Raw genomic sequence first — 22,065 nt, 5'->3', positions numbered from 1 at the left:
GTTTACGCTGGTATCGGTGAGTATCGAGGAGGCCGACGCCCGGCTGCGCGCCGAGATCACCGGCCTGCGAGCCGGGGGTTCATCCGCCGCGGCCCGGCCGCTTCCCGGCGGGTTCACCGGGCGGGATCTCCTCGCGCTGTTCGAGGTCCAGGCGACGAGTCGCCGGGCCGATCTGGAGGCGCGGCGGCTCACCGCGAGCGGGCAGGGTTTCTACAGCATCGGCTCGGCCGGGCACGAGGGCAATATCGCCGTGGCCGCCACGAGCCGGGTCACCGATCCCGTCCTGCCGCACTACCGTTCCGGCGCGCTGTTCCTGGAACGGGCCGGGCAGGCGGGTATCGCCGACCCGGTGCGCGATCTGCTGCTCGGCGTGGTGGCCGCCGCGGCGGATCCGATTTCCGGTGGCCGGCACAAGGTGTTCGGCAGCGCGGCGGCCGATATCATCCCGCAGACCTCCACCATCGCCTCCCACCTGCCACGCGCGGTGGGGCTGGCGTTCGCCCTCGAACGTGCCGCGGGCCTGGGTCTGGCGTGCCCGTGGCCGGCGGATGCGGTGGTGCTGTGCGGATTCGGCGACGCCTCGGCCAATCATTCGACCGCCACCGGCGCGATCAACACCGCGATGCACACCGCGCATCTCGGGGTTCCCGTGCCCGTGCTGTTCCTCTGCGAGGACAACGGGATCGGGATCAGTGTGCCCACCCCACCGGATTGGATCGAACACGCCTACGGGCACCGTCCGGGACTGCGCTATTTCTCCGCCGACGGGTGCGATCTGGCCGACGCCCTCACCACGGTGGGCGCGGCGGTGAACTGGGTCCGCGCACAGCGGCGTCCGGCGTTCCTGCGGTTGCGCACCGTGCGGCTGTTCGGGCATGCCGGGTCGGATGTGGAGACGGCCTACCGTGATCGCGCGGATATCGAGGCCGATCTGGCCCGGGACCCGCTCGCGGCGACCGCGCGCCTGCTGGTCGCCACGGGGGCCTGCGCCCCGGAGGAGATCCTGCGGCGCTACGAGACCGTCGCCGCGCGGGTGGCCGCCGTCGCCGAGGAGGTACGCCGGGCGCCACGACTGGGTTCGCGCCAGGCCGTGGTCGCACCGCTGGCCCCGGCTCGCCCGGAATCGGTGCGCGCGGATGCCGAGCGCGAGAACGGCCGCCGATCCGCGACGACGGAGACCCTGGCGCAGGCGATCAATCGCACCCTGGCCGAACTACTCACCCGCGATACCGACATCCTGGTATTCGGTGAGGACGTGGGCCGGAAGGGCGGAGTCTACGGCGTCACCAAAGGGCTGCGGGGGCAGTTCGGCGCACGCCGGGTCTTCGACACCCTGCTCGACGAACAGAGCATCCTCGGTACCGCCCTGGGCGCCGGGCTCGCCGGGTTCGTCCCGATACCGGAGATCCAGTACCTGGCCTATGTCCACAACGCCCTCGACCAGCTGCGCGGCGAGGCCGCCACCCTCCCGTTCTTCTCCGCGGGCCACTACCGCAATCCCATGGTCGTACGGATCGCCGGCTACGCCTATCAGCGGGGTTTCGGCGGGCATTTCCACAATGACAATTCGGTGGCGGCGCTGCGGGATATCCCCGGTGTGGTGGTGGCGTCGCCGGCGCGGCCCGATGACGCTGCGGCGATGCTGCGGACCTGCGTTTCGGCGGCCCGGGTGGACGGCCGGGTCTGCGTTTTCCTGGAGCCCATCGCGCTCTATCACACCCGCGACCTGTACGAACCCGGAGACGGTCAGTGGGCGGTACCGGCCGGGGCGCCGGATCACGTCCCGATCGGGCACGCCCGCGTCTACGGCGACGGAACCGATATCACCTTGGTCGCCTTCGCCAATTCGGTCCCGATGTGCCTGCGGGTGGCCCGGCGGCTCGCCCGCCGCGGGATCGGCGCCCGCGTCCTGGATCTGCGCTGGCTGTCACCGCTGCCCGTGGCCGACCTCCTGCAGCACGCCGCGGCGACCGGCCGGGTCCTGGTGGCCGATGAGACCCGGCACAGCGGCGGTGTCGCCGAATCGGTCTGCGCGGCCCTGATCGACGGCGGTTTCACCGGCCGGCAGGTGCGAGTGACCAGCGCGGACAGTTTCGTCCCGCTGGGTCCGGCGGCGGCCACGGTACTGCTGACGGAATCCGCGATCGAGAACGCCGCGGGCAAGTTGATGCTCGCGCACTGACCCGGCTCCCCGTGCGGCCGGGTTGCCAGGAAATTCGCAGGTCGCTCCGAGTCCACCTCGAGGCGGGCCGCCCACGATGGCGGTATCGGGCAGGCACGCGCCTGCCCGGCGGCCCGAAGGCCGGGCCGTGTGTAGAGGAGGCATTCTCGTAATGCGGACGATGATGAAGTCGAAGCTGGCGAAGGCGGCCGTGGTCGGCGGTATCGGGCTGGGCGCGGTGGGTCTCGGCGCGGGCGCCGCGAACGCGCAGCCCGGTCCGGACCATCAGCCGAATCCGGGGCAGCACCATATCGACCCCGCCCCGCACCATCCGCAGGGCCACGGCTTCTGGTTCTTCGACCGGTGGCTGCCCATGCCGTGGTGACCCGGCGCGCCGGGTAGCGGACGGTCCGGGCCACCGGACCGGGACCCGGCGGGGCGCCGGCGAAACGACGGATTCGCCGCGGCGCCCCGCCGATCCCGGAGCGGTCACCGGCCGTCAGCCCGGCCAGGTGGCACCGGCGACCCGCAGGAAATTACCGCCGAGCACCGCCGTGATATCGCTATCGGTCCAGCCCCGCCCCGCGAGATGCGCGCCGAGCCCGATGAAGGTTTCCGGCGGCATCCAGCGGATCGGGCCCCACCTGGTGTACGACTCGTCGAACAGATGCGGGTTGTCGCGGATCTCGGCCAGGAAATCCGCGGCATCGAACGAATGGTCGGTACTCACACCCACGTGATCGATACCGATCAGCTCGACCGCGTATTCCAGATGCCGGGTCATCGCCTCGAGAGTCGGGGTGTTGGGCCCGAGGAAGATACCGACCCCGGTGATCCCGACGACTCCCCCGGTCGCGGCACAGGCTCCGGCCTGGTCGTCGGTGATATTGCGGGGATGGTCCCAGACCGCCCGCATACAGGAGTGGCTGTAGACGACCGGCCGGGCGGAGACCTCACACATATCCAGTCCGGTCCGGGCACTGCAATGCGACCCGTCCGGCACCATCCCGACGGCGTTCATCTCCCGCACCAGGTCGGCGCCCCACGCCGTGAGTCCGCGGTCGTCGGTATCCAGGCAGCCGGAGCCGGCCCGGTTGGCGTGGTTGTAGGTGGGCAGCAGCGTGCGTACCCCGAGGTCCGTGAACGCCCGCAGATTGTCCAGATCGCCGTCCAGCGGTCCGGAATCCTCCAGATCGAACGCGATTCCGATGCGGCCCGACGCATCCGCGGCCTCGATCTCGGCGACCGCCGAAACCAGCGTCAGGTCCGGGTGTTCCAGGATCGAATTCCGGTAGTCGGTGAGCAGGCCCACCGAATCGGCGAAACTCTGCGGGCTGTACCCCACGTTCACCGAGACGAAGGTCGGGCCCGGCCGCCGGAACCGCGCCAGCTCTCCCACGTCGGCACCGGGCCGCAGGGGCAGGCAGGCGTGCTGATCCCAGAGCAGCGTCATGGGTAGCAATCCTGCACCATCGGCGACCGGACCCGGGCCATTGCCGGACCGGGCCGCGGGCTCAGGGGTGGCCGGCGCCCGGCGCGGGCGCCGCGAACGCGACGACCTGCCCGGTCGGCGCCGGCGCCTCCGACTCCCCGAACTCCTGTCCGACGACGAACAACCGCGGCTTCTCCTCACGGCTCAGCACACAGGCGAAGGCCCCGCGATCGCATTCGGCGATATCGAGCACCGCGCCGCCTTCGCGGACCCGCACACAGTGCCGGTTGCCGACATCGGCGTACCAGACCGCGCCCTGGTCGTCGAGGCAGATCCCGTCCGGGTGATCGCCGGGGGTCGGCGCCCAGACCCGCCGGTTCCGCAGGTCACCCGAATCCTCGATATCGAAGGCGGTGAGCCGCTCACCGTAGGATTCGGCGACGATGAGCGTCGCGCCGTCCGCGGTGATCGCCATACCGTTCGGGAACGCCAGATCCCGCGCGACCGGCCGCACGGCACCGGCGGGGTCGACCGCGACCACGAACCCCGGCGCGAACTCACCGCCCGGGAAATCGAACCCGATGCTGTTGACGTAGGCGTTGCCCCGGGCGTCGACGACGATATCGTTCCAGGGCTTGTCGGTGACGCCCGACAGATCGGCATGCGTCACCAGATCGCCGCCGGGTTCACGGCGCAGCAGCCGTCCCCCGGCCGAGTCCACGATGAGCAGGCGACCGTCGGGCAGGAAATCGATGCACATCGGAAACGACGGCACCGAGGCGACGACCTCGTGCCGCCCGCCCGGGTCCAGCGCGATCACCTGGTTGGCGCCCCAGTCGGAGAACCAGAGCCGGCCGTCGCGCCAGCGCGGCGATTCACCGAACACGATTCCGTCGAGCAACACCTCGGGTTTGTCCACGGCTGCCGTCCCTTCTGTCGTATCGGTGCAGACGGGCCGGACGCCGGGAAGTCATTGGTCCCGGCTACGGGCTCACCCGAACCCGTGCGCGGCGAGCGCGTCCAGCAGCCCGTGTGGCCGCTGATCCACCGGAACCGCGTCGACGAGGGCGATACCGCAGCCGATCTCGGCGGCCGCGCCGTCGGCAACGGCGCTGTCTCCGATCATCAGCACTTCGCTGGGCGCCACGCCGATTCGCGCGCACGCCGTGGCGAACAGCCGCGGATCGGGTTTCACGGCGCCCTCGCGATAGGACAGAACGAACGCGCGCACCTGGTCCACGATGCCGGCGCGCTCGAACACCGGCTCGATATTCCAGGCGATATTGCTGATCACCGCCACCGCGACCTCTCGATCGGCCAGCAGTTTCAACGCGGCCACCGTATCGGGGTAGGGCGCCCACGCATCGGCGCCGAGGAGCTGATCGTAGAGGCGGTCCGGGTTGCCGACACCCGATCCCCGCAGCAGCGCCGAATACACCTCCCGGTGCAGTGCGGGATCGAGATCGCGCCGTCGCCACTGCTCGTTCAGCTCCTCCGGTAGCCCGGGCGGATACCCGGCCGGAGCGGTCATCCGCCGCACCACCTCGGTGCGCGACTCCGCGGTCAGCGGCCGTCCCGACTCGTCGACCAGTCCGTCGGGGGTCGGCTCGAAACGGAACAGGGTGCCGGAGAAATCGAACAGAACACCGTGGCGAGGCATACCGCCCAGGCTACGGAACCGCCCGCTCTCCGATCGGCCGCCGGAGCCCTACGACACCGCGGTGGCCAGCAACGCCTGGTTCGCCGTTCCGGCGGGGCCGGTGGCATCGTGCACGGTGGCGGTGTTGTGCGCACCCCCGTCCGGCGCGATCGCCATCCGTGAGTCCAGGCCGATCCATTCCCCCACGGGGTCGCGGTACAGCGCCACCGACAGATCGGTGTTGATGACCGGGTAGCGCGCCAGGTCCAGGGACAGGGCCGCGCCGTAGGCGGAATCGGCGACGATCAGCACCCGCTGCCACGACGACGGGATCTCCCCGGGCAGCAACGGGATCCGCGGCCGGGCCCAGACCCGCGCGGGTCCGAGCACATCGAACCCGCCGTCCACGAAATACCAGTCGACCGCGGACATATATCCCTCCAGGTAGGCGCCCGGGAACCGCAGCGCCTGCGGCCGCGGATCACCGGAGACCAGTGCGGGCCCGCCGGATACGGCCGGGAAATCCGCGTCCGTTGTCCGCAGGCACCAGGCCCGTGCGGTGAGCACCGGCCGGCCCGCGACTTCGGCGACGGCTTCGACTAGTTCGGTACGGCGGCCCGGCCGGACTGTGGCGACCCGGATGGTCAAGGGTTCCAGGGGAATCGGGGCCAGGACGTCCACGGTGATCCTGGCCAGGCGTTTACCGTCGGCGGCCGGCAGCGCCCGTTCCACCGCCCGGGCCAGGAGCGCCGAGCACGGGCCCATGTGCTGGGTCTGCGGCCCCCACGGCGAGGCGGTGGCCGGAGTGGGAGCGAATCGGCCCTCGTCGAGTGGCCGGAAGAAGGTGTCCGCGGGCGGGGCGGCGGCGGGCGGGTGGGCCGATTCGGTCATTGTCGTTCCTCCAGCAGTGCTCGTATGGCGGTGCGCACCAGATCGTCCACCCAGGGCGGCGGTGGTCGGAGTGCGGTGAGATGCCGCCGGACCGCGCCCGACGGCAGATCGAACAGGACGAAATCGAGACGGTCGCGGTCGATATCGGGATACCGGTCGCGCAGGGCGCGATAGGCCGCGGCGGCCTCGCGATTCAGATCGGCCAGCTGCGTACCGAGTTCCTCGGGCCACTGCTGCGCCAGATCGGTGCGGCGGTGCAGCAGCAGGACCGCCGCCTCCGCGGTGTGGGCACGGCACCACCGCACACTGTGCAGCGCGGCGGCCTCGATATCCCCGGCACGCAACGCCGCCACGAACCCCGTTTGGAAGCGCCGGATCCCGCGGATCCACAGCTGCGCGAGCAGCAGATCCCGCGAAGCGAACCGGTGATAGAGGGACCCGGTGGGGGCGCCGAGCCGGCGGGCGATGGCACCGGTGGTGGCGGCCGCCGGGCCGTGTTCGGCGATCACCGCGAGCGCGGCGTCGAGAATGGCGTCGCTGTCGTATTTCGCGGATCTGCCCACATGATCATTCTAGTTGCTCTGTTCTAGAATTGACATTCTAAAATGGAGGTTCACCCGACCACGACAGGGCGGTCATATGTTGTACGACCGAACAGGCCGGACCTATTCGCACACCAGACGCCCCGATCCCCGGATCGCGGACCTGATCCGGCGTCATCTGACGGGCACCGCCTCCGTGCTGAACGTGGGCGCCGGGGCGGGCGCCTACGAACCGGCGCACACGGTCCTCGCGGTGGAGCCGAGTGCGGTGATGCTCGCCCAGCGGCCCGGATCCGCCGCACCGGCCGTCCGCGGTATCGCCGAAGCGTTACCGGTCGCCACCGGCGCGGTGGACGCCGCCCTGGCGGTGCTCACCGTGCACCACTGGCACCGGCTCGACCGCGGACTCGACGAACTGGCCCGGGTCGCGCGGCACCGTATCGTCATCCTGACCTGGGACCATACGGTGATGCGGGAGTTCTGGCTGCTGCGCGACTACCTCCCGGCCGCCGCCGCGACCGATGCCGGCCTGGCGGTACCGCTACCCCGCCTCGTGGCGTCGCTCCCGGGCACGGTACGCGTCCACCCGGTGCCGGTCCCCGCCGATTGCCTGGACGGATTCGGCGCGGCCTACTGGCGGCGGCCGCGGGCCTACCTCGAACCGGAGGTCCGCGCCGGGATGTCGATGCTGGCCCTCACCCCGCCGGATGCCCTGCGCTCCGGTTTGGACCGGCTGCGCGCGGATCTCGCGAGCGGGGTGTGGCACGCGCGCAACCGGGATCTGTCGGGACGCACCGAATGGGACGCGGGCTACCGGCTGGTGGTGGCGGAGATCGGCGGCGAGCAGGCCGTCAGCCGGTGACCTCGCGCAGCCCGCGGAGCAGAAAGGAGTTCACCGCGTCGGTCGCCTCGAGCTGGACGAGATGCCCGGCCTCGGGAATCCGTTCCACGGCACGCAGATCCGGGAGCGCGGCGCGCATGGTGACGAGCGGATCGCGGCCGCTGAAACCCTCCATATCGGGATCCTTCTCGCCGTAGGCGAAATAGACCGGCACCCTCGGCACGGCGTCGGCGTAGTCCTCGGTGAGTTCCCAGTTCCGATCGATCGCCCGATACCAGTTGAGCCCACCGGTGAAACCGGTGCGCTCGAAATCCGCCGCCAGCACGTCGAATTCGGCCGCCGGCAGCCACGGCCAGGGCAGTTCCGGCGCCACGGGCAGCGCCTCGATATAGCGGGTGCCGGGTGGATGGTTCCAGACGTCGAGGTAGTGGTAGTCGCCGCTGAGCGCGTAGTAGACCCGGGACAGGAATTCCCGCGGCCGCTCGGCCAGGTGGGCGTCGGCCACACCCGGCTCCTGGAAGTACTGCAGGTGCAGGAAATGTCGCTGCGCCATCTTCGACCAGTAGTACCCGGGAGGTTTCGGCGCGCGCGGCGCGAACGGGTTGTTCAGCACGAACGCGGCCCGCACCCGTTCCGGTGCCCGCAGGGTGAGTTCCCAGAGCAGCGCGGCGCCGAAATCCACGCCCACGAATACCGCCCGGTCGGCGTCGATATCGTCGAGCAGGGCCAGCAGATCGCCGATCACGGCCTCGTTGGTGTAGTCCTCGACGCTCACCGGCGCCTCGGTACGGCCCGCGCCCCGCAGATCGGGCGCGATCGCCCGGTACCCGGCCGCGGCGAGCGCCGACAGCTGGCGATGCCACACGTACCAGGTGTGCGGGAACCCATGACAGAAGATCACGGGGTGACCCTGACCTTGTTCGGCGATATGCATCCGCACGCCGCCGGTGGTGACGAACCGGTGTGTCGGCTCCACCGCACCTCCCAAATACTAGAACGCGTTACAGTTTCACGGTAACGTCCCGGAACTGTGAGCGGAACAAAACACCCCCTGAAAGATCGAATCGCGGTGGTCACCGGCGCGAGTCGCGGGATCGGCAAAGGTATCGCGCTGGAACTGGGCGCGGCGGGCGCCACCGTGTACGTGACCGGGCGATCGCAGCAGCCGGGCGCGCTCCCGGGCACCGTACAGGAGACGGCCGAGCGCATCGGCGAACTCGGCGGCACCGGGGTGCCGGTGATCTGCGATCACGGCGACGACGCGGCGACCGAACAACTCTTCGACCAGATCGGCGCCGCGCACGGCCGCCTCGATGTGCTCGTGAACAATGTCTACAACTCCCCCGCCGCCGCCCGCTGGCTCGGCCGCAAATTCTGGGAGGTCCCGCCGAAGGCGTGGGACGAGACGTTCGATATCGGCGTGCGCTCGCATTACGCCGCGAGTGTCTACGCGGCCCCGCTGCTGCTCCGAGGCGGCGGGCTGATCGTCAACGTCTCCTCACCCGGTTCGGTGCGCTATATGCACAACGCCGTCTACGGGGTCGCGAAAACGGCGCTGGACCGGATGACCGCCGATTTCGCCCACGATCTGGCCGATACCGAGGTGAGCGTGGTGTCGATCTGGCCGGGCATCGTGAACACCGAGCTACTGCAGCTGGTCCCGGCCGACGACGAGGGCAACCGGATCGTCACACTGCCCGGCGAGGGCAGTTTCGACCTGAACCTCGCCGAGAGCCCCCGGTTCGCGGGCCGCGCGGTGGTCGCGCTGGCCGCCGACACCGAGCGCAAGAAGCGATCGGGCGCCGCGTGGAAGGTGGCCGATCTGGCCGACGACTACGGATTCACCGACCTCGACGGCCGGGTGCCTCGCAACGACTGACCGCCGCCCGCGCCGATCCCCCTCCGACGGGGGCGGCGCGCCCGGCACCGCCGGTATCAGGCGAACTTGATCTCCAGCCCGATCCCCAGAATCGCGATGAACCAGACCAGGCCGGTGAAGATGGTGATGCGGTTGAGGTTCTTCTCCGCGACCGTGGAGCCGGACAGGCTCGACTGCATACCGCCACCGAACAGGCTGGACAGACCTCCGCCCTTGGCGCGGTGCAGCAGCACCAGCAGCACCAGCAGCAGGCTGGTGACGATCAGGAGGATATCCAGGAACATCCGCATGCGGGACAGTCTAACTAGGCCTCGGTTCGACCGACACCAGGTGGGTCAGCCGTTCGTCGCGGGCGAACTCCGCGACCGCGCGCTCACGGAGTAGATCCTGCGCGGTCAGCCGCACTTTGTGCTGCTGCATATGCTCCGACCAGGACCGCACCACGAAGGCCTCGACATAGCGGTCCGCCGCGCCCACATCGCGATAGATCCGCCATTCCATGGCGCCCGTACGCTGCCGCGACCGGCCCACGAAGGCCATCGCGTCCAAGAACTCGGGCACCCGCTCCGGTGGGACGTCGTAGTCCTTGAGCACCAGCACCGGACCGTCGTCGGGATCGGGCTCGACCACCAGCTGCGGTTCCGGCCAGTACGCGTGCGGGGTCAGATCGAACCCGGCCGCGAACTGCCGCATCGGCAGCCAGATCGCGCTGATCGCGCAGACCCCGAGCAGCGCCGCCGCCACCAGCAACGCGGTCACCGCACCGTAGGCCCCGGCGAGCAGACCCCACACCACCGAACCGACCGCCTGGCCGGCCATGAACACCAGCATGTACACCGACAACCCGCGGGCGCGGACCCAGCCGGGCAGCAGCAGCTGCATGGTGGCGTTCATGGTGGACAGGGTGAGCAGCCACGCCGCGCCCGCGCACACCAGCAGGAGCAGCACCAGCGCCTCGACCTTCAGCAGCGCCGTACCGGCGCACGCCAGCCCGAATACGACCGCCGCGGCCGCGACCTGCTGGGTCGGGGTGAGCGCGGCCCGCACCCGGGCCAGGCTCACCGCGCCCAGTACCGCGCCGACCCCGAGCGCGCCGAGCATGATGCCGTATCCCGAGGAGCCGAGCCCGAGCTGATCACGCGCGATGACCGGCAGCAGCGCCCACAGCGCGCTCGCGGGCGCCACGAACAGGATCGTGCGCAGGAGCACCCGCCGGATCGCGGGCGCGGCCTTGATGAACCGGGTACCCGCCTGCAGCGCGGCCAGCGGCCGTTCGCTGGGCAGTTCGCGCTCGACCCGCGGCCGGCGCCAGAACAGCAGCGCGGCGACGATCGCCCCGAAGGACAGCGCGTTGAGCGTGAACACCAGCGCCGGTCCCGAGACCGCGACCAGCACACCCGCGACGGCGGGCCCGACCGCACGGCCGATATTCATGTTCATACTGCCCAGCGCCGCCGCGGACGGAATCTGATCGCGGGGTACCAGTTCGGGCTGGATGGCCTGCCAGGACGGCGCCACGATGGCCTGCCCGCAGCCGAGCAGGAAGAGCAGGGTGAGCAGCACCGAGGGGGTGGTGTGCCCGGTGGCGGTGGCGACCGCCAGGATGATCGCCAGCACCGCCATCGTGGACTGCGCGCCCAGCAGCAGGCGGCGGCGGTCCAGCAGATCGGCCAGGACACCGGAGGGAATGGACAGGATCATCACCGGCAGCGTGGTGGCGGTCTGCACGAACGAGACCAGGGCGGCCGCGTTCGGCTGATCGACCAGCACCCACTGCGCCCCCACCATCTGCATCCAGGTGCCGAGATTGGAGACCAGCTGCGCGATCCACAGCGCGCGATAGACCCGGGACCGCAACGGCGCCCATGTGGAAACAGGTTTCGAGGCGGCGGTGGTCACTCGGGACAGCATAGCCCCGCGCGCTCAGGCGGTGAGCCGGTCGTCCTCGCTGATGAATCGGGTGGCGATCACACTCACCACCGCGGTCGCCACCAGATAACCGCAGGCCAACCACGGTGTCGAACCGCCCGCCGCGATCAGCGCCGTGATGATCAGCGGTGTCAGGCCCGACGCGTAGATTCCGGAGAACTGGTACACGAAGGACAACCCGGTGTACCGCACCTCGGCCGGATACAGCCCCGCGTACAGGGTGCCCTGCGCGCCGTAGAACAGGGCGTGCGCCACCCCGAAGACCGCGATGATCGCCGCCGCGAAGATCACGATGTTCCCGGTCTCGAACAGCGCGAAGACGGGATACACCAGCACTCCGTAGGCCGCGATACCGGCGATGTAGACCCGGCGTGGACCGAAACGGTCGGCGAGCAGGCCCGAGACCGGGATGAGCGCCGCCATCACCAAGGCCGCGACCGTCACCGCCACCAGCACCGGGACCTGCTCGAAGCCGAGATGCCCGGTCGCGAAGGTGATCGCGAAAACACCCCAGGTGTTGAACGCCGCGCCCTCGCCCCAGCGCGACAGCAATCCGAGAACGGTGTTGCGCCGGGACCGGGCGTCGCGGAACAGCTGGACCACCGGCACCTTCGAAATCCGGTTGAGCCGGTCGACCTCCCGGAAAGCGGGCGTCTCATCGATTTTCAGGCGCACCACCAAACCGATCACCACCAGCACCAGGCTGGCGCCGAACGCGATCCGCCAGCCGTACTCGAGGAACGCCGTTTCGCTCAGCGTCGTGCGCAGCACCGCGAACACACCGGTTCCCAGGGCGAGCCCGAGTGCCAGGCCGACCTGCGGATAGCTACCGAACAGTCCGACCTTCCGGCGTGGGCTGTGCTCGACGGCGAGCAGTACCGCGCCGGCCCATTCACCGCCGAGGGCGAAACCCTGCAGCATCCGCAGCAGCAGGAGCAGGATCGGGGCCACGACACCGATCGCGGCGGCGGTGGGCAGGACACCCATCAGCGCGGTGGACCCGCCCATGATCGCCATGGTCAGGGCCAGCGTTTTCTTCCGGCCGATCCGGTCGCCGATATGGCCGAACACCAGTCCGCCGACCGGCCGCATCACGAAACCGACGGCGAAGGTCGCGAACGACAGCAATGTCGCGACGAACGCGCTGTTGTTCGGGAAGAAGAGTTTGTCGAAGACCAGACCCGCCGCGGTGGCGTACAGGAAGAAGTCGTACCACTCGACGGTGGTGCCGATCAGGCTCGCCACCACCGCTTTCCTGGTGTCGGCGGCCTCGAGCCGCCGGTCGGGCGTCGAGGCGCGATCGTCCGGGCGGGTCGCGGCCGGCCCGGTTTCCAGTAGTGACATCGTGTTCCCTTCGCTCCCGCGTCGATCGCCGGGCGAGGATACGAGGACAACGGACCGGGCCGGAAGCGTTGGAATCAGCGCGATCCGAGCCAGGGCGGGTTCCGGCGCACGGGATCGGGCCGCGCGCCGGTAGCATCGCGGTCATGCCGGGACCAGCGCTGCGAATCGGCGCCGCACTGTCACTGCTCGTCCTCGCCGCGACAGCGTGTTCGGACGACGAGCCGGGGCCGGCCGCACCCGAACCCACCCCCATGGGCCACACCTATATATCCACCGAGGTCACCGGTGCGCCCATTCCCGGCGGCGGGCCGCTCACCCTCACGTTCACCGACGGCCGGATCGCGGCGGAGGCCGGGTGCAATACCCACACCGGTGCGGTGGATCTGCGTGACCACGTTCTGCACGTCTCCGATCTGGCGAGCACGCTGATCGGATGCCCGGGCGACCGGGCGGGCTCCGACGCCTGGGTCGGCGACCTGCTGCGCGCCGATCCCACCTGGCAGCTCGATCAGGATCGGCTGCGGCTGACCGGGAAGAGCACCACCGTCGTCCTGACCGATAAGAAGGTGCTGCTCCCCGACCGCCCGCTGCGCGGTACCGAATGGGTGGTCACCACCCTGCTCACCCCCGACGCCCAGGTGCGGTCGCGCACCATCGACGAAGTGCGGCCCACCCTGACCTTCACCGAGGACGGCGGGCTCACCGGCTTCGCCGGTTGTAACCGGATCACGGGCCGGGCGGAGGTCACCGGCACCCCGGACGGCGCCGATATCGCCGCCACGGCGGCCACCACCCGCATGATGTGCGCACCGGAGGTCATGGAGGTCGAGCAGGCGGTGCTGGCCGCTCTCGACGGGACCGCCCACGCCACGGTCGACGCCGACGTCCTGACCCTGCGCAATCCGAACGGCCACGGGCTGACGCTGCGCGCCGGGTAGCCGGACGCCGCGGCCGCGACCACCGGATTCTCGCGGTGCTCCACCCGGCGCACCGTGTTCAGGCGTGTTCGCCGCCGGGGTCCCTCCCGTACAACGCCTCGGTGCGCAGCCGGACGGGCGCGGCACCGGCGGGGTTGACGAGCACGTCGGCACCGGGCGGAACCAGCCCGGCGAGATCGCGGCCGTGTACCGGCCACCACCTGTCCACATCGAGAGGGGTTTTCTGTGATTCCGCGGTGACCACGACGACGCAGGGCGTCCCGTCCGGTGCCCGCCCCAGCAGCGGCCGGTCCTCGCTGTCGCAGCCGATCTCCACGACGGTATCGGCCATCGTGTCCAGGACTTCACTGCCGATTCGCCCCGCGGTCACGACCAGCCGCAGCAGGGCATCCAACGGATCGGTGGGCGCGGCGGGATCGCCGGGGCGATACCGCGGGTTCGGCCGGAACGGGCCGGCCGTCCCGTCCGGTCCCAGTTCCCAGCCGCCCACGATCACTTCGGGTGGCGGCGGCGTGGACCGGCTGCCGGGCTCCCAGCCGGGATCGACCAGGACGAACCAGTCGCCGTACCGAACTGCCTCCGGCGATGGGTCACCCACGTTGGAGCTCCTCAGCGGCTCGTTCACTCCGGTTGCTCGATCGACGCTGCAACAGTTTCCGGTACCGTAGCGTCCGGATGCGCTCGGCGCCCGCATATTTCGAACACTTCCCACCGCGCACCGGACCCGCATACTCGTAGCCATGGTGCTGGACGAGCCGATATCCGGCAGGGGCACGGTTCGCCTGATGCAGGAGATCACCGGCGCGCTGGCGGATTCGGCCGTCGCGGGTATGCGCGAAGCGCACAGCCGGTTCACCCGGTTCGGCGGGGAACTCCGCAATGCCGGCCGCGCGGCGACGAACGCCGACGCGGCGGGCCTGGTACGGGTGAACGAGATCTCGACCCGCGGCCCCTGGCTCGCCGGATGGGACGCCCGCAACCAGCACTACACCTTCGAACCACACCAGATCCGCGCCCGGCCCCTGGTGAATCACCGCGGCGAGGTGTTCGGGGTGTCGTTTCCCACCAAGAACGGCGGACCCGGCCCCTCCGACGTCGAAGCGTATTCCGCGTGGTCACGTATGCCGAACCGGGCGAGCGACACAGAATTCGTTCCGCAGGTACGCATCCCCGGGACCCCCGCCGGCGCGCCTCTGTTCCGGGATTCGGGCCCGGCGCTGCGCGCTCCCTGGGCCGACGATACCGGCGGCGGGGTGCTCTACGCCCACGCGCACGCGACCCGCCGCGGCTTCGAGGTCGACGCCAACATCGGCAGCGACACCGAACCCGACTGGCGCACGCTGCTGGTACCCGGACGCTTCTTCGGCCATGTCCTGGCCTCGAACCGCTACTTCGTGACGGCCTCCCGATCCGCACCGGACAGGCCGCTCGTCATGCTGTGCTGCGACGCCGGCGACCCCCGGTACGGTCATGCCCGCGACGCCGCGGCGGTCCTGCATCAGGAGGGCATGCGCCACGACGTCTACGCCACCACCGGTATCAACCAGGTGCGCTTGGATCGGGAGAACGGTCTCGCGCAGGTGCTGGTGGAGACACCGCCGAATTCCGCGCCGGCGGATTCGATCGTCTCCTTCCCGGCAGTGCCCCGCGGCCACGACCCGTAACGATCATCCGTCCGCCCGAACGGCCGAGGCCCGCCGGGAACGATATCCCGGCGGGCCTCGGTGAACTGTCCGGATCTACCTCAGGGCAGCGGACCGCCCGCCGCGATCGCCGACAGGGTGGCGAATTCGTCACCCTTGAGCGAGGCCCCGCCGACCAGCGCGCCGTCGATATCGGTCTGCTTGATCAGCTCACCGATGTTCTTGGCGTTGACCGAGCCGCCGTAGAGCACCCGCACCGAATCGGCGACCTGCTCGTTCGCCAGCTGCGCCAGCTCACCGCGGATCGCGCCGCACACCTCCTGCGCATCCGCCGGAGTGGCGACCTTGCCGGTGCCGATGGCCCAGACGGGTTCGTAGGCGATGACCACTTTCGCGATCTCGGCGGCCGACAGGCCCTTCAGCGAGCCCCGCAACTGTTCGAGGTTGTACTCGACGTGCGTACCCGCCTCACGGACGTTGAGCCCTTCGCCGATGCAGACGATCGGGGTGATCCCGTGTTTCAGGGCCTGCTTCGCCTTGGCGAGCACGGTGGCGTCGTCCTCGTTGTGGTACTGACGACGCTCGGAATGCCCGACCACCGCGTACGCGCAATTCAGCTTGGCCAGCATGGCCGCGCTGACCTCACCGGTGTAGGCGCCCGATTCGTGCACCGATACATCCTGCGCACCGTGGGTGACGCGCAGTTTGTCGCCTTCGATGAGCGTCTGCACGCTGCGCAGATCGACGAACGGCGGAATCACCGTGACGTCGACTTTGTCGAAGTATTTGTCGGGCAGCGCGAACGCGATCTTCTGCACCAGGGCGATGGCCTCGAGATGGTTGAGGTTCATCTTCCAGTTGCCCGCGATCAGCGGTTTCCGAGCCATTACGCACCTTCCGCGTCGTCGAGCACGCTGATCCCGGGCAGCGTTTTGCCTTCCAGGTATTCCAGCGAGGCCCCGCCGCCGGTGGAGATATGCGAGAAATCGCCCTCCGGGATACCGAGCGCCCGGACGGCCGCCGCGGAATCACCGCCGCCGACCACGGTGAACGCGCCCTTACCGGTGGCCTGGGCGATGGCCTCGGCCACCCCCCGGGTGCCGGCCGCGAACTTCTCGAACTCGAACACGCCCATCGGGCCGTTCCAGAACACCGTCCGCGCCTCGGTGAGCAGCGCCGCGAAGCGCCGTACCGATTCGGGGCCGATATCCAGGCCGATCCAGCCGTCGGGAATCTCGTTGCACTCCACCACCTTCGATTCCGCGGTGGCGGAGAAGGAGTCGGCGACCACGATATCGCGGGGCAGATGGATCACATCGGCGTAGCGGTCCAGCAGACCCTTGCAGGTCTCGATCATCTCCTCCTGCAACAGCGAGGATCCGACCGGCAGACCCTCGGCCGCCAGGAACGTGAAGCACATCCCGCCGCCGATGACCAGGGTGTCGACCTTGGGGGCCAGCGCCTCGATCACGGCGAGTTTGTCCGACACCTTGGACCCGCCGAGCACCACCGCGTACGGGCGGTCGGTGGATTCGGTGAGCTTGGCCAGCACCTCGGCCTCGGCCGCGACGAGCGTGCCCGCGTAATGCGGCAGCAGGGTCGCCACGTCGTACACCGAGGCCTGCTTGCGATGCACCACACCGAACCCGTCGGAGACGAACGCGCCGTCGTCACCGACCAGTTCCACCAGCGCGGCCGCCAGTTTCGCCCGGTCGGCGTCGTCCTTGCTGGTCTCGCGCGGATCGAAGCGGATGTTCTCCAGCAGCAGGACGTCACCGTCGGTGAGCCCCTCGGAACGCGCCAGCGCGTCCTGACCCACCACATCGCCGGCGAGCTGCACATTGCGGCCCAGTTCGTCGCTCAGCCGGGCGGCCACCGGAGCCAGCGACAGCGCCGGATCCGGGGCCCCCTTCGGACGGCCGAGGTGTGCGGTGACGACCACCTTGGCGCCGGCCTCGGCCAGCGCCCTGATGGTCGGCGCCGAGGCGATGATGCGGCCCGCATCGGTGATCGTGCCGTCGTCGAGGGGAACGTTGAGGTCGGAGCGCACCAGGACGCCCCGGCCCTCGACGCCCTCGGCGAGGAGGTCGTCCAGAGTTTTGATGCTCACGCCGGCCCTAGAGCGACTTGCCGACGAGGCCGATGAGGTCGGCGAGACGGTTGGAGTAGCCCCACTCGTTGTCGTACCACGAGTAGACCTTCACCTGATCGTCGATGACCTTGGTCAGCGGCGCGTCGTAGATCGAGGAGTGCGGATCGGTGACGATATCGCTGGAGACGATCGGGTCGACGCTGTACTTCAGGATGCCCTTCAGCGGACCGTCCGCGGCCGCCTTGAACGCGGCGTTGATCTCGTCGACGGTCGCCTTCTTCGCGAGGTCGGCGGTGAGGTCGGTGATCGAGCCGGTGGGGATCGGCACCCGCAGGGAGTAGCCGTCCAGCTTGCCGTTGAGTTCCGGCAGCACCAGGCCGATGGCCTTGGCCGCACCGGTGCTGGTCGGCACGATGTTCACCGCGGCGGCGCGGGCGCGGCGCAGATCCTTGTGCGGGCCGTCCTGCAGGTTCTGGTCCTGGGTGTAGGCGTGGATGGTGGTCATCAGGCCCTTGACGATGCCGAACTCGTCGTTCAGCACCTTCGCCAGCGGTCCCAGGCAGTTGGTGGTGCAGGACGCGTTGGAGATGATGTTCTGGCTGCCGTCGTACTTGTCGTCGTTGACGCCCATCACGATGGTGATGTCCTCGCCCTTGGCCGGGGCGGAGATGATGACCTTCTTCGCGCCCGCGGCCAGGTGACCCTTGGCCTTGGTGGCGTCGGTGAAGATACCGGTGGACTCGACCACGACGTCCACGCCCAGATCGCCCCACGGCAGCGCCGACGGGCCCTCCTTGATGGCCAGCGCCTTGATGCGCTGATCCCCGACCACGATGGTGTCCTCGCCGTCGAGCGACACATCCTTGGGCAGGCGGCCCAGGATCGAGTCGTACTTCAGCAGCGTGGCGAGGGACGCGTTGTCGGTGAGGTCGTTGACCGCCACGATCTCGATATCGGTGGTGCCCAGCGCCTTCTGCGCCTCCACCGCCCGGAAGAAGTTGCGTCCGATACGACCGAAGCCGTTGATACCTACCCGGACAGTCACGTTTCTCGCTCCTCAGCTGTCAAGCGGATAATTCCGATGCCCCACCCACACTAATGCCTGACCGCGACCTCTCCGACACACCCCTGCTGTGTTGTTGGCGCGCTGGCGCGTGCGGGGTTCGGCCCCCTTAGCGTCTGCTGTCAGCACTCGAGACTCGCGGCTGCGCCGCCTCGCTTCGAGTGCTGACAGCAGACGCGGGCCGAACCCTTTGTGGGCTGCTGAACTCGGCGCGAGCAAGCCTGCTCAGAACATCCTCACGAACCGGCCATCCCGGATGGCCAACATAGCACGGACCCGCAACCACTGGTTGCCGATCACCCCCGGGTCCCACCCGGCCACCGAACCTCACGAGCCCGTGGAAGGGTTCGGCCCGCGCCTGCTGTCGGCCCTCGAAGCGCATGTGGCGAAGCCACGAGTCTCGAGGGCCGACAGCAGGCGCTCAGGAGGGCCGAACCTCGAGCGGCGGAGCCGCTCCAAAATTACAGCCCGAACCCTGCACTGACGGGTCGGCGCCAAGATTCACGCGTCGTCCAAAAGTTCCGCCGTGACCGCCGACTCCGTATCCGGCACCCCCAGCTCCTTGGCCCGCCGGTCCGCCATCGACAGCAACCGCCGGATCCGCCCCGCCACCGCGTCCTTGGTCATCGGCGGGTCCGCCAGTTGCCCGAGTTCTTCGAGCGAGGCCTGCCGGTGTTCGACCCGCAGCTTCCCCGCCGCGGCCAGATGGTCCGGTACATCGTCGCCGAGTAGTTCCAGCGCCCGCTCCACCCGCGCCGCCGCGGCCACGGCGGCCCGGGCCGAGCGGCGCAGATTGGCGTCGTCGAAGTTCGCGAGCCGGTTGGCGGTGGCGCGTACCTCACGTCGCATCCGGCGTTCTTCCCAGGTGAGCCGGGTATCTTGCGCGCCCATCCGGGTGAGCAGGGCGCCGATCGCCTCGCCGTCGCGGACGACCACGCGATCGGTTCCACGCACCTCCCGGGCCTTGGCCGAGATCCCGAGCCGCCGGGCCGCGCCGACCAGCGCCAACGCGGCTTCCGGGCCCGGGCAGCTCACCTCGAGCGCCGAGGAGCGGCCCGGTTCGGTGAGCGAACCGTGGGCGAGGAAGGCGCCGCGCCACGCGGCCTCCGCGTCGGCGACGCTCCCGCCGACGACCTGGGCGGGCAGCCCGCGGACCGGCCGGCCGCGGACATCGAGCAGTCCGGTCTGGCGGGCCAGGGCCTCGCCCTCCTTCGCGACCCGGACCACGTAGCGGGAGGATTTGCGCAGGCCACCGGCGCTGAGCACATGGACATCCGACCCGTATCCGTAGAGTTCGAAGATCTCCCGCCGTAGCCGCCGGGCGATGGAACCCATATCGACCTCGGCCTCGACGATCACCCGCCCGCCGACGATATGCAGGCCGCCGGCGAAACGCAGCAGGGCGGACAGTTCGGCCTTGCGCGCACTCACCTGCGTTACGGCGAGCCGGCTCAGCTCGTCTTTCACTTCGGCTGTCATCGCCACGAGACGTGCTCCTTTCCACCCAACCCGGACCGCACATCCTGACCCATGTGCCGTCCCTCGACTCGAACCCCCGGCACCTGTGGCCGAGGCTCGCGGATCAGTTGATCCAGTGCGGCGGCGAGCTTTCCGGGGTCGTGCCGGGCCGTTCCCGCGTCGGCGACATCGGAAAAGACTACTCGTGCCCGTAATTGCCCGGCAGCTCTGGCCACATGTTCACGCTCGCGCCCTTCCGGCACGCCTCCGGCGTCGACCAGAACCTCGTCGACCGCGAAATCCGGTGCGTGCTGGGACAATACATGCAGATGCCGTTCCGCGGAGAAACCCGCCGTCTCACCGGGCTGCGCGGCGAGATTCAAGATCAGCACTTTGCGGGCCCGGGTCCGCACCAGGGCCTCGTGCAGTCCGGGAACGAGCAGATGCGGGATCACACTGGTGAACCACGATCCCGGTCCGAGGATCACCGTATCGGCCCGTTCGATGGCGGCGATGGCATCGACGCAGGCGGGCGGGTCGGCGGGCAGCAACCGCACCCGCCGCACCTTGCCGGGAGTGGTGGCGACCGCGACCTGACCGCGGATACAGCGGCTCACCCGCGGATCGGCCTCCAGCCCGGAGACATCGGCTTCGATATCGAGTGGGATGGTCGACATGGGCAGCACCCGGCCGGTGGTTTCCAGCAGGGCGCCGACCTGGTCCAGCGCGGCCACCGGATCGCCGAGGACTTCGGTGAGCCCGGCCAGCAGCAGATTGCCGACGGAATGCCCGGCCAGTGCGCCGGTGCCGCCGAACCGGTGCTGCACGGTGCGGGTGAGCACACCGTCGGCGTCGGCGGACAGGGCGGCCAGCGCCATCCGCAGATCTCCGGGCGGCGGGACTCCCAGCTCCCGGCGCAACCGCCCGGAGGAACCGCCGTCGTCGGCGACCGTGACGATCGCGCTGATCCGCCTGGTGATCGCGCGGACCGCGGTGAGGGTGGCGTAGAGCCCGTGGCCGCCGCCGAGTGCGACGATCGCCGGGTCGGCCGATGGGAGTGGGTCGCTGTCCGGGTTGTTCATTCGCGCCCCAGATCCCGATGCAGTACCCGTACCGCGTCCACCGGTCCGTCCGCGCCGTCCTCGATCCGGCCGCCGGTGAGTCCGCCGAGGGCCTCGGCGATGGCGACGCTGCGATGCCTGCCGCCGGTGCAGCCCACTGCGACCGTCATATATCGCTTCCCCTCTTGGCGGTAACCCTGGGTGGTCAGCTCGATCAGGTGGTCGCAGGTCCGCAGATAGTCCTCGGCGCCCGGACGCGACAGCACGTAGTCACTGACCACCGCTTCCTGACCGGTGTGCTGCCGAAGTTCTGGTACCCAGTGGGGGTTGGGGAGAAAACGCACATCCAGAACCATGTCCGCGTCCAGCGGGACACCGTACTTGAAGCCGAACGATTGCACCGTCAGCTGCAGTGCGGCAGGCGTGCCGCCGCCGTAGACCTCCTCAAGTTTGCGATGTAACTGGTGGATCGACAGCTCGGTGGTGTCGATGACCACATCGGCCGCCGATTTCACTCCGGCGAGCCGCACCCGCTCGGCCGCGATCCCGGCCGACAGGGTTCCGTCGGCGCTGTCGTTCTGCAGCGGATGCCGGCGCCGGGCGAAACCGAACCGGCGGATCAGCACATCGTCGGAGGCCTCGAGGAACAGGATCCGGGTGGGCACCCCGCGGGTGCGTAGCTGCTCGGTCACCGCGGGCAGATCGCCGGTGAAGAACCGGCTCCGCACATCCATCACGATGGCCAGCCGCCGGATGGGCGGGTCGGCGGATGCGCCCAGCTCCACCATCCGTCCGATCAGCTCCGGCGGCAGATTGTCGGTGACGTACCAGCCGAGATCCTCGAGGACCCGCGCCGCCGTCCCCCGGCCGGCGCCGGACAGGCCGGTCACCATGACGACCTCGACCGGGATCGCCGGGTCGGCGCCCTGGACCGTCTTCGTACTGTTGTTCGATTCGACGCGAGTCATGTACCACCCGGATCCGTGTTCGGGAATGCGTTTCGGTCACGTAGCTGTACGCCCGCGCCCCGGAGCTGCGAGGGGGCGCAGAACCTAACGTACGTGACACGAGGGGGTCACCGTGTAGTTGCGGCGGCCGCCGCGCCGAGCGCGATAAGTGACACGGCGCCGAGCGCGATGAGTGACACCGTGC

Annotated in this window: 22 protein-coding genes; 6 read left to right on the top strand and 16 right to left on the bottom strand. The window is 69.7% G+C overall.

Annotated elements, in window-relative coordinates:
• Positions 1-7 precede the first annotated feature (7 nt).
• On the top strand, positions 8-2,182 hold the full coding sequence (locus tag ACZ6SF_RS02040; RefSeq protein WP_466061310.1) for a thiamine pyrophosphate-dependent enzyme: 2,175 nt from the start codon (positions 8-10) through the stop codon (positions 2,180-2,182).
• A gap of 160 nt (positions 2,183-2,342) precedes the next feature.
• A complete protein-coding gene (locus tag ACZ6SF_RS02035; RefSeq protein WP_466059908.1) occupies positions 2,343-2,546 on the top strand; it encodes a hypothetical protein in 204 nt (67 codons plus the stop codon).
• Between the two features lie 114 nt (positions 2,547-2,660).
• On the opposite strand, the gene ACZ6SF_RS02030 is transcribed toward ACZ6SF_RS02035, so the two are convergent.
• The 5 genes from ACZ6SF_RS02030 to ACZ6SF_RS02010 all read right to left on the bottom strand — a co-directional run bounded on the left by ACZ6SF_RS02030 (position 2,661) and on the right by ACZ6SF_RS02010 (position 6,686).
• Positions 2,661-3,614 (bottom strand): dipeptidase, encoded by a 954-nt coding sequence (locus ACZ6SF_RS02030; RefSeq protein ID WP_466059906.1) that lies wholly within the window; start codon positions 3,612-3,614, stop codon positions 2,661-2,663.
• A 61-nt stretch (positions 3,615-3,675) separates the two neighbouring features.
• The gene (locus tag ACZ6SF_RS02025) at positions 3,676-4,512 is read right to left on the bottom strand and encodes an SMP-30/gluconolactonase/LRE family protein (protein WP_466059904.1); all 837 of its coding nucleotides are present in this window, start codon (positions 4,510-4,512) and stop codon (positions 3,676-3,678) included.
• Between the two features lie 72 nt (positions 4,513-4,584).
• On the bottom strand, positions 4,585-5,253 hold the full coding sequence (locus ACZ6SF_RS02020) for an HAD family hydrolase (RefSeq protein WP_466059902.1): 669 nt from the start codon (positions 5,251-5,253) through the stop codon (positions 4,585-4,587).
• Positions 5,254-5,301: 48 nt separating this feature from the next.
• Complete coding sequence (locus tag ACZ6SF_RS02015) at positions 5,302-6,123, bottom strand: thioesterase family protein (RefSeq protein WP_466059900.1); 822 nt, start codon at positions 6,121-6,123, stop codon at positions 5,302-5,304.
• The gene (locus ACZ6SF_RS02010; RefSeq protein ID WP_466059898.1) at positions 6,120-6,686 is read right to left on the bottom strand and encodes a TetR/AcrR family transcriptional regulator; all 567 of its coding nucleotides are present in this window, start codon (positions 6,684-6,686) and stop codon (positions 6,120-6,122) included. The genes ACZ6SF_RS02015 and ACZ6SF_RS02010 overlap by 4 nt, the downstream gene beginning before the upstream one ends.
• A 76-nt stretch (positions 6,687-6,762) precedes the next feature.
• Here ACZ6SF_RS02010 and ACZ6SF_RS02005 point away from each other — a divergent pair, with 76 nt between their 5' ends.
• The gene (locus tag ACZ6SF_RS02005) at positions 6,763-7,527 is read left to right on the top strand and encodes a class I SAM-dependent methyltransferase (protein WP_466059896.1); all 765 of its coding nucleotides are present in this window, start codon (positions 6,763-6,765) and stop codon (positions 7,525-7,527) included.
• Here ACZ6SF_RS02005 and ACZ6SF_RS02000 read toward each other — a convergent pair.
• Entirely contained in the window at positions 7,517-8,482 is a 966-nt protein-coding gene (locus tag ACZ6SF_RS02000; protein ID WP_466059894.1) for an alpha/beta fold hydrolase, read from the bottom strand. The genes ACZ6SF_RS02005 and ACZ6SF_RS02000 overlap by 11 nt on opposite strands.
• Before the next feature lie 54 nt (positions 8,483-8,536).
• On the opposite strand from ACZ6SF_RS02000, the gene ACZ6SF_RS01995 reads away from it, so the two are divergent.
• The gene (locus ACZ6SF_RS01995) at positions 8,537-9,385 is read left to right on the top strand and encodes an SDR family NAD(P)-dependent oxidoreductase (protein WP_466059892.1); all 849 of its coding nucleotides are present in this window, start codon (positions 8,537-8,539) and stop codon (positions 9,383-9,385) included.
• A gap of 56 nt (positions 9,386-9,441) precedes the next feature.
• Here ACZ6SF_RS01995 and secG read toward each other — a convergent pair whose 3' ends face one another.
• Genes secG through ACZ6SF_RS01980 form a run of 3 tightly spaced genes read right to left on the bottom strand, consistent with a single transcriptional unit; the run spans position 9,442 to position 12,658 of the window.
• Positions 9,442-9,675, bottom strand: coding sequence for a preprotein translocase subunit SecG (gene secG, locus ACZ6SF_RS01990; protein ID WP_062995774.1), 234 nt, complete (start codon positions 9,673-9,675; stop codon positions 9,442-9,444).
• Positions 9,676-9,685: 10 nt separating this feature from the next.
• The gene (locus ACZ6SF_RS01985) at positions 9,686-11,296 is read right to left on the bottom strand and encodes an MFS transporter (RefSeq protein ID WP_466059890.1); all 1,611 of its coding nucleotides are present in this window, start codon (positions 11,294-11,296) and stop codon (positions 9,686-9,688) included.
• Positions 11,297-11,308: 12 nt separating this feature from the next.
• The gene (locus tag ACZ6SF_RS01980) at positions 11,309-12,658 is read right to left on the bottom strand and encodes an MFS transporter (protein WP_466059888.1); all 1,350 of its coding nucleotides are present in this window, start codon (positions 12,656-12,658) and stop codon (positions 11,309-11,311) included.
• Positions 12,659-12,801: 143 nt separating this feature from the next.
• Here ACZ6SF_RS01980 and ACZ6SF_RS01975 point away from each other — a divergent pair, with 143 nt between their 5' ends.
• Positions 12,802-13,596, top strand: coding sequence for an META domain-containing protein (locus ACZ6SF_RS01975; RefSeq protein WP_466059886.1), 795 nt, complete (start codon positions 12,802-12,804; stop codon positions 13,594-13,596).
• Between the two features lie 58 nt (positions 13,597-13,654).
• Here ACZ6SF_RS01975 and ACZ6SF_RS01970 read toward each other — a convergent pair whose 3' ends face one another.
• Positions 13,655-14,194 (bottom strand): type VII secretion system-associated protein, encoded by a 540-nt coding sequence (locus ACZ6SF_RS01970; protein ID WP_466059884.1) that lies wholly within the window; start codon positions 14,192-14,194, stop codon positions 13,655-13,657.
• A 142-nt stretch (positions 14,195-14,336) separates the two neighbouring features.
• Between ACZ6SF_RS01970 and ACZ6SF_RS01965 the strand changes: the two genes are divergently transcribed.
• Entirely contained in the window at positions 14,337-15,260 is a 924-nt protein-coding gene (locus tag ACZ6SF_RS01965) for a hypothetical protein (protein WP_466059882.1), read from the top strand.
• Between the two features lie 80 nt (positions 15,261-15,340).
• On the opposite strand, the gene tpiA is transcribed toward ACZ6SF_RS01965, so the two are convergent.
• From tpiA to rapZ, 6 genes are all read right to left on the bottom strand, one after another.
• Positions 15,341-16,126, bottom strand: coding sequence for a triose-phosphate isomerase (gene tpiA / locus ACZ6SF_RS01960; protein ID WP_466059880.1), 786 nt, complete (start codon positions 16,124-16,126; stop codon positions 15,341-15,343).
• On the bottom strand, positions 16,126-17,349 hold the full coding sequence (locus tag ACZ6SF_RS01955; RefSeq protein WP_466059878.1) for a phosphoglycerate kinase: 1,224 nt from the start codon (positions 17,347-17,349) through the stop codon (positions 16,126-16,128). The genes tpiA and ACZ6SF_RS01955 overlap by 1 nt, the downstream gene beginning before the upstream one ends.
• A gap of 7 nt (positions 17,350-17,356) precedes the next feature.
• A complete protein-coding gene (gene gap / locus ACZ6SF_RS01950; protein WP_466059876.1) occupies positions 17,357-18,376 on the bottom strand; it encodes a type I glyceraldehyde-3-phosphate dehydrogenase in 1,020 nt (339 codons plus the stop codon).
• A 519-nt stretch (positions 18,377-18,895) separates the two neighbouring features.
• Entirely contained in the window at positions 18,896-19,873 is a 978-nt protein-coding gene (gene whiA, locus ACZ6SF_RS01945) for a DNA-binding protein WhiA (protein ID WP_174375588.1), read from the bottom strand.
• The gene (locus tag ACZ6SF_RS01940) at positions 19,870-20,934 is read right to left on the bottom strand and encodes a gluconeogenesis factor YvcK family protein (protein WP_466059874.1); all 1,065 of its coding nucleotides are present in this window, start codon (positions 20,932-20,934) and stop codon (positions 19,870-19,872) included. Before ACZ6SF_RS01940 ends, whiA begins: the two co-directional genes overlap by 4 nt.
• A complete protein-coding gene (gene rapZ / locus ACZ6SF_RS01935) occupies positions 20,931-21,881 on the bottom strand; it encodes an RNase adapter RapZ (protein WP_466059872.1) in 951 nt (316 codons plus the stop codon). The genes ACZ6SF_RS01940 and rapZ overlap by 4 nt, the downstream gene beginning before the upstream one ends.
• Between the last annotated feature and the right edge of the window lie 184 nt (positions 21,882-22,065).

Source organism: Nocardia sp. NPDC049935, assembly GCF_055586645.1.
This window is presented reverse-complemented; position numbering and strand designations above follow the sequence as displayed.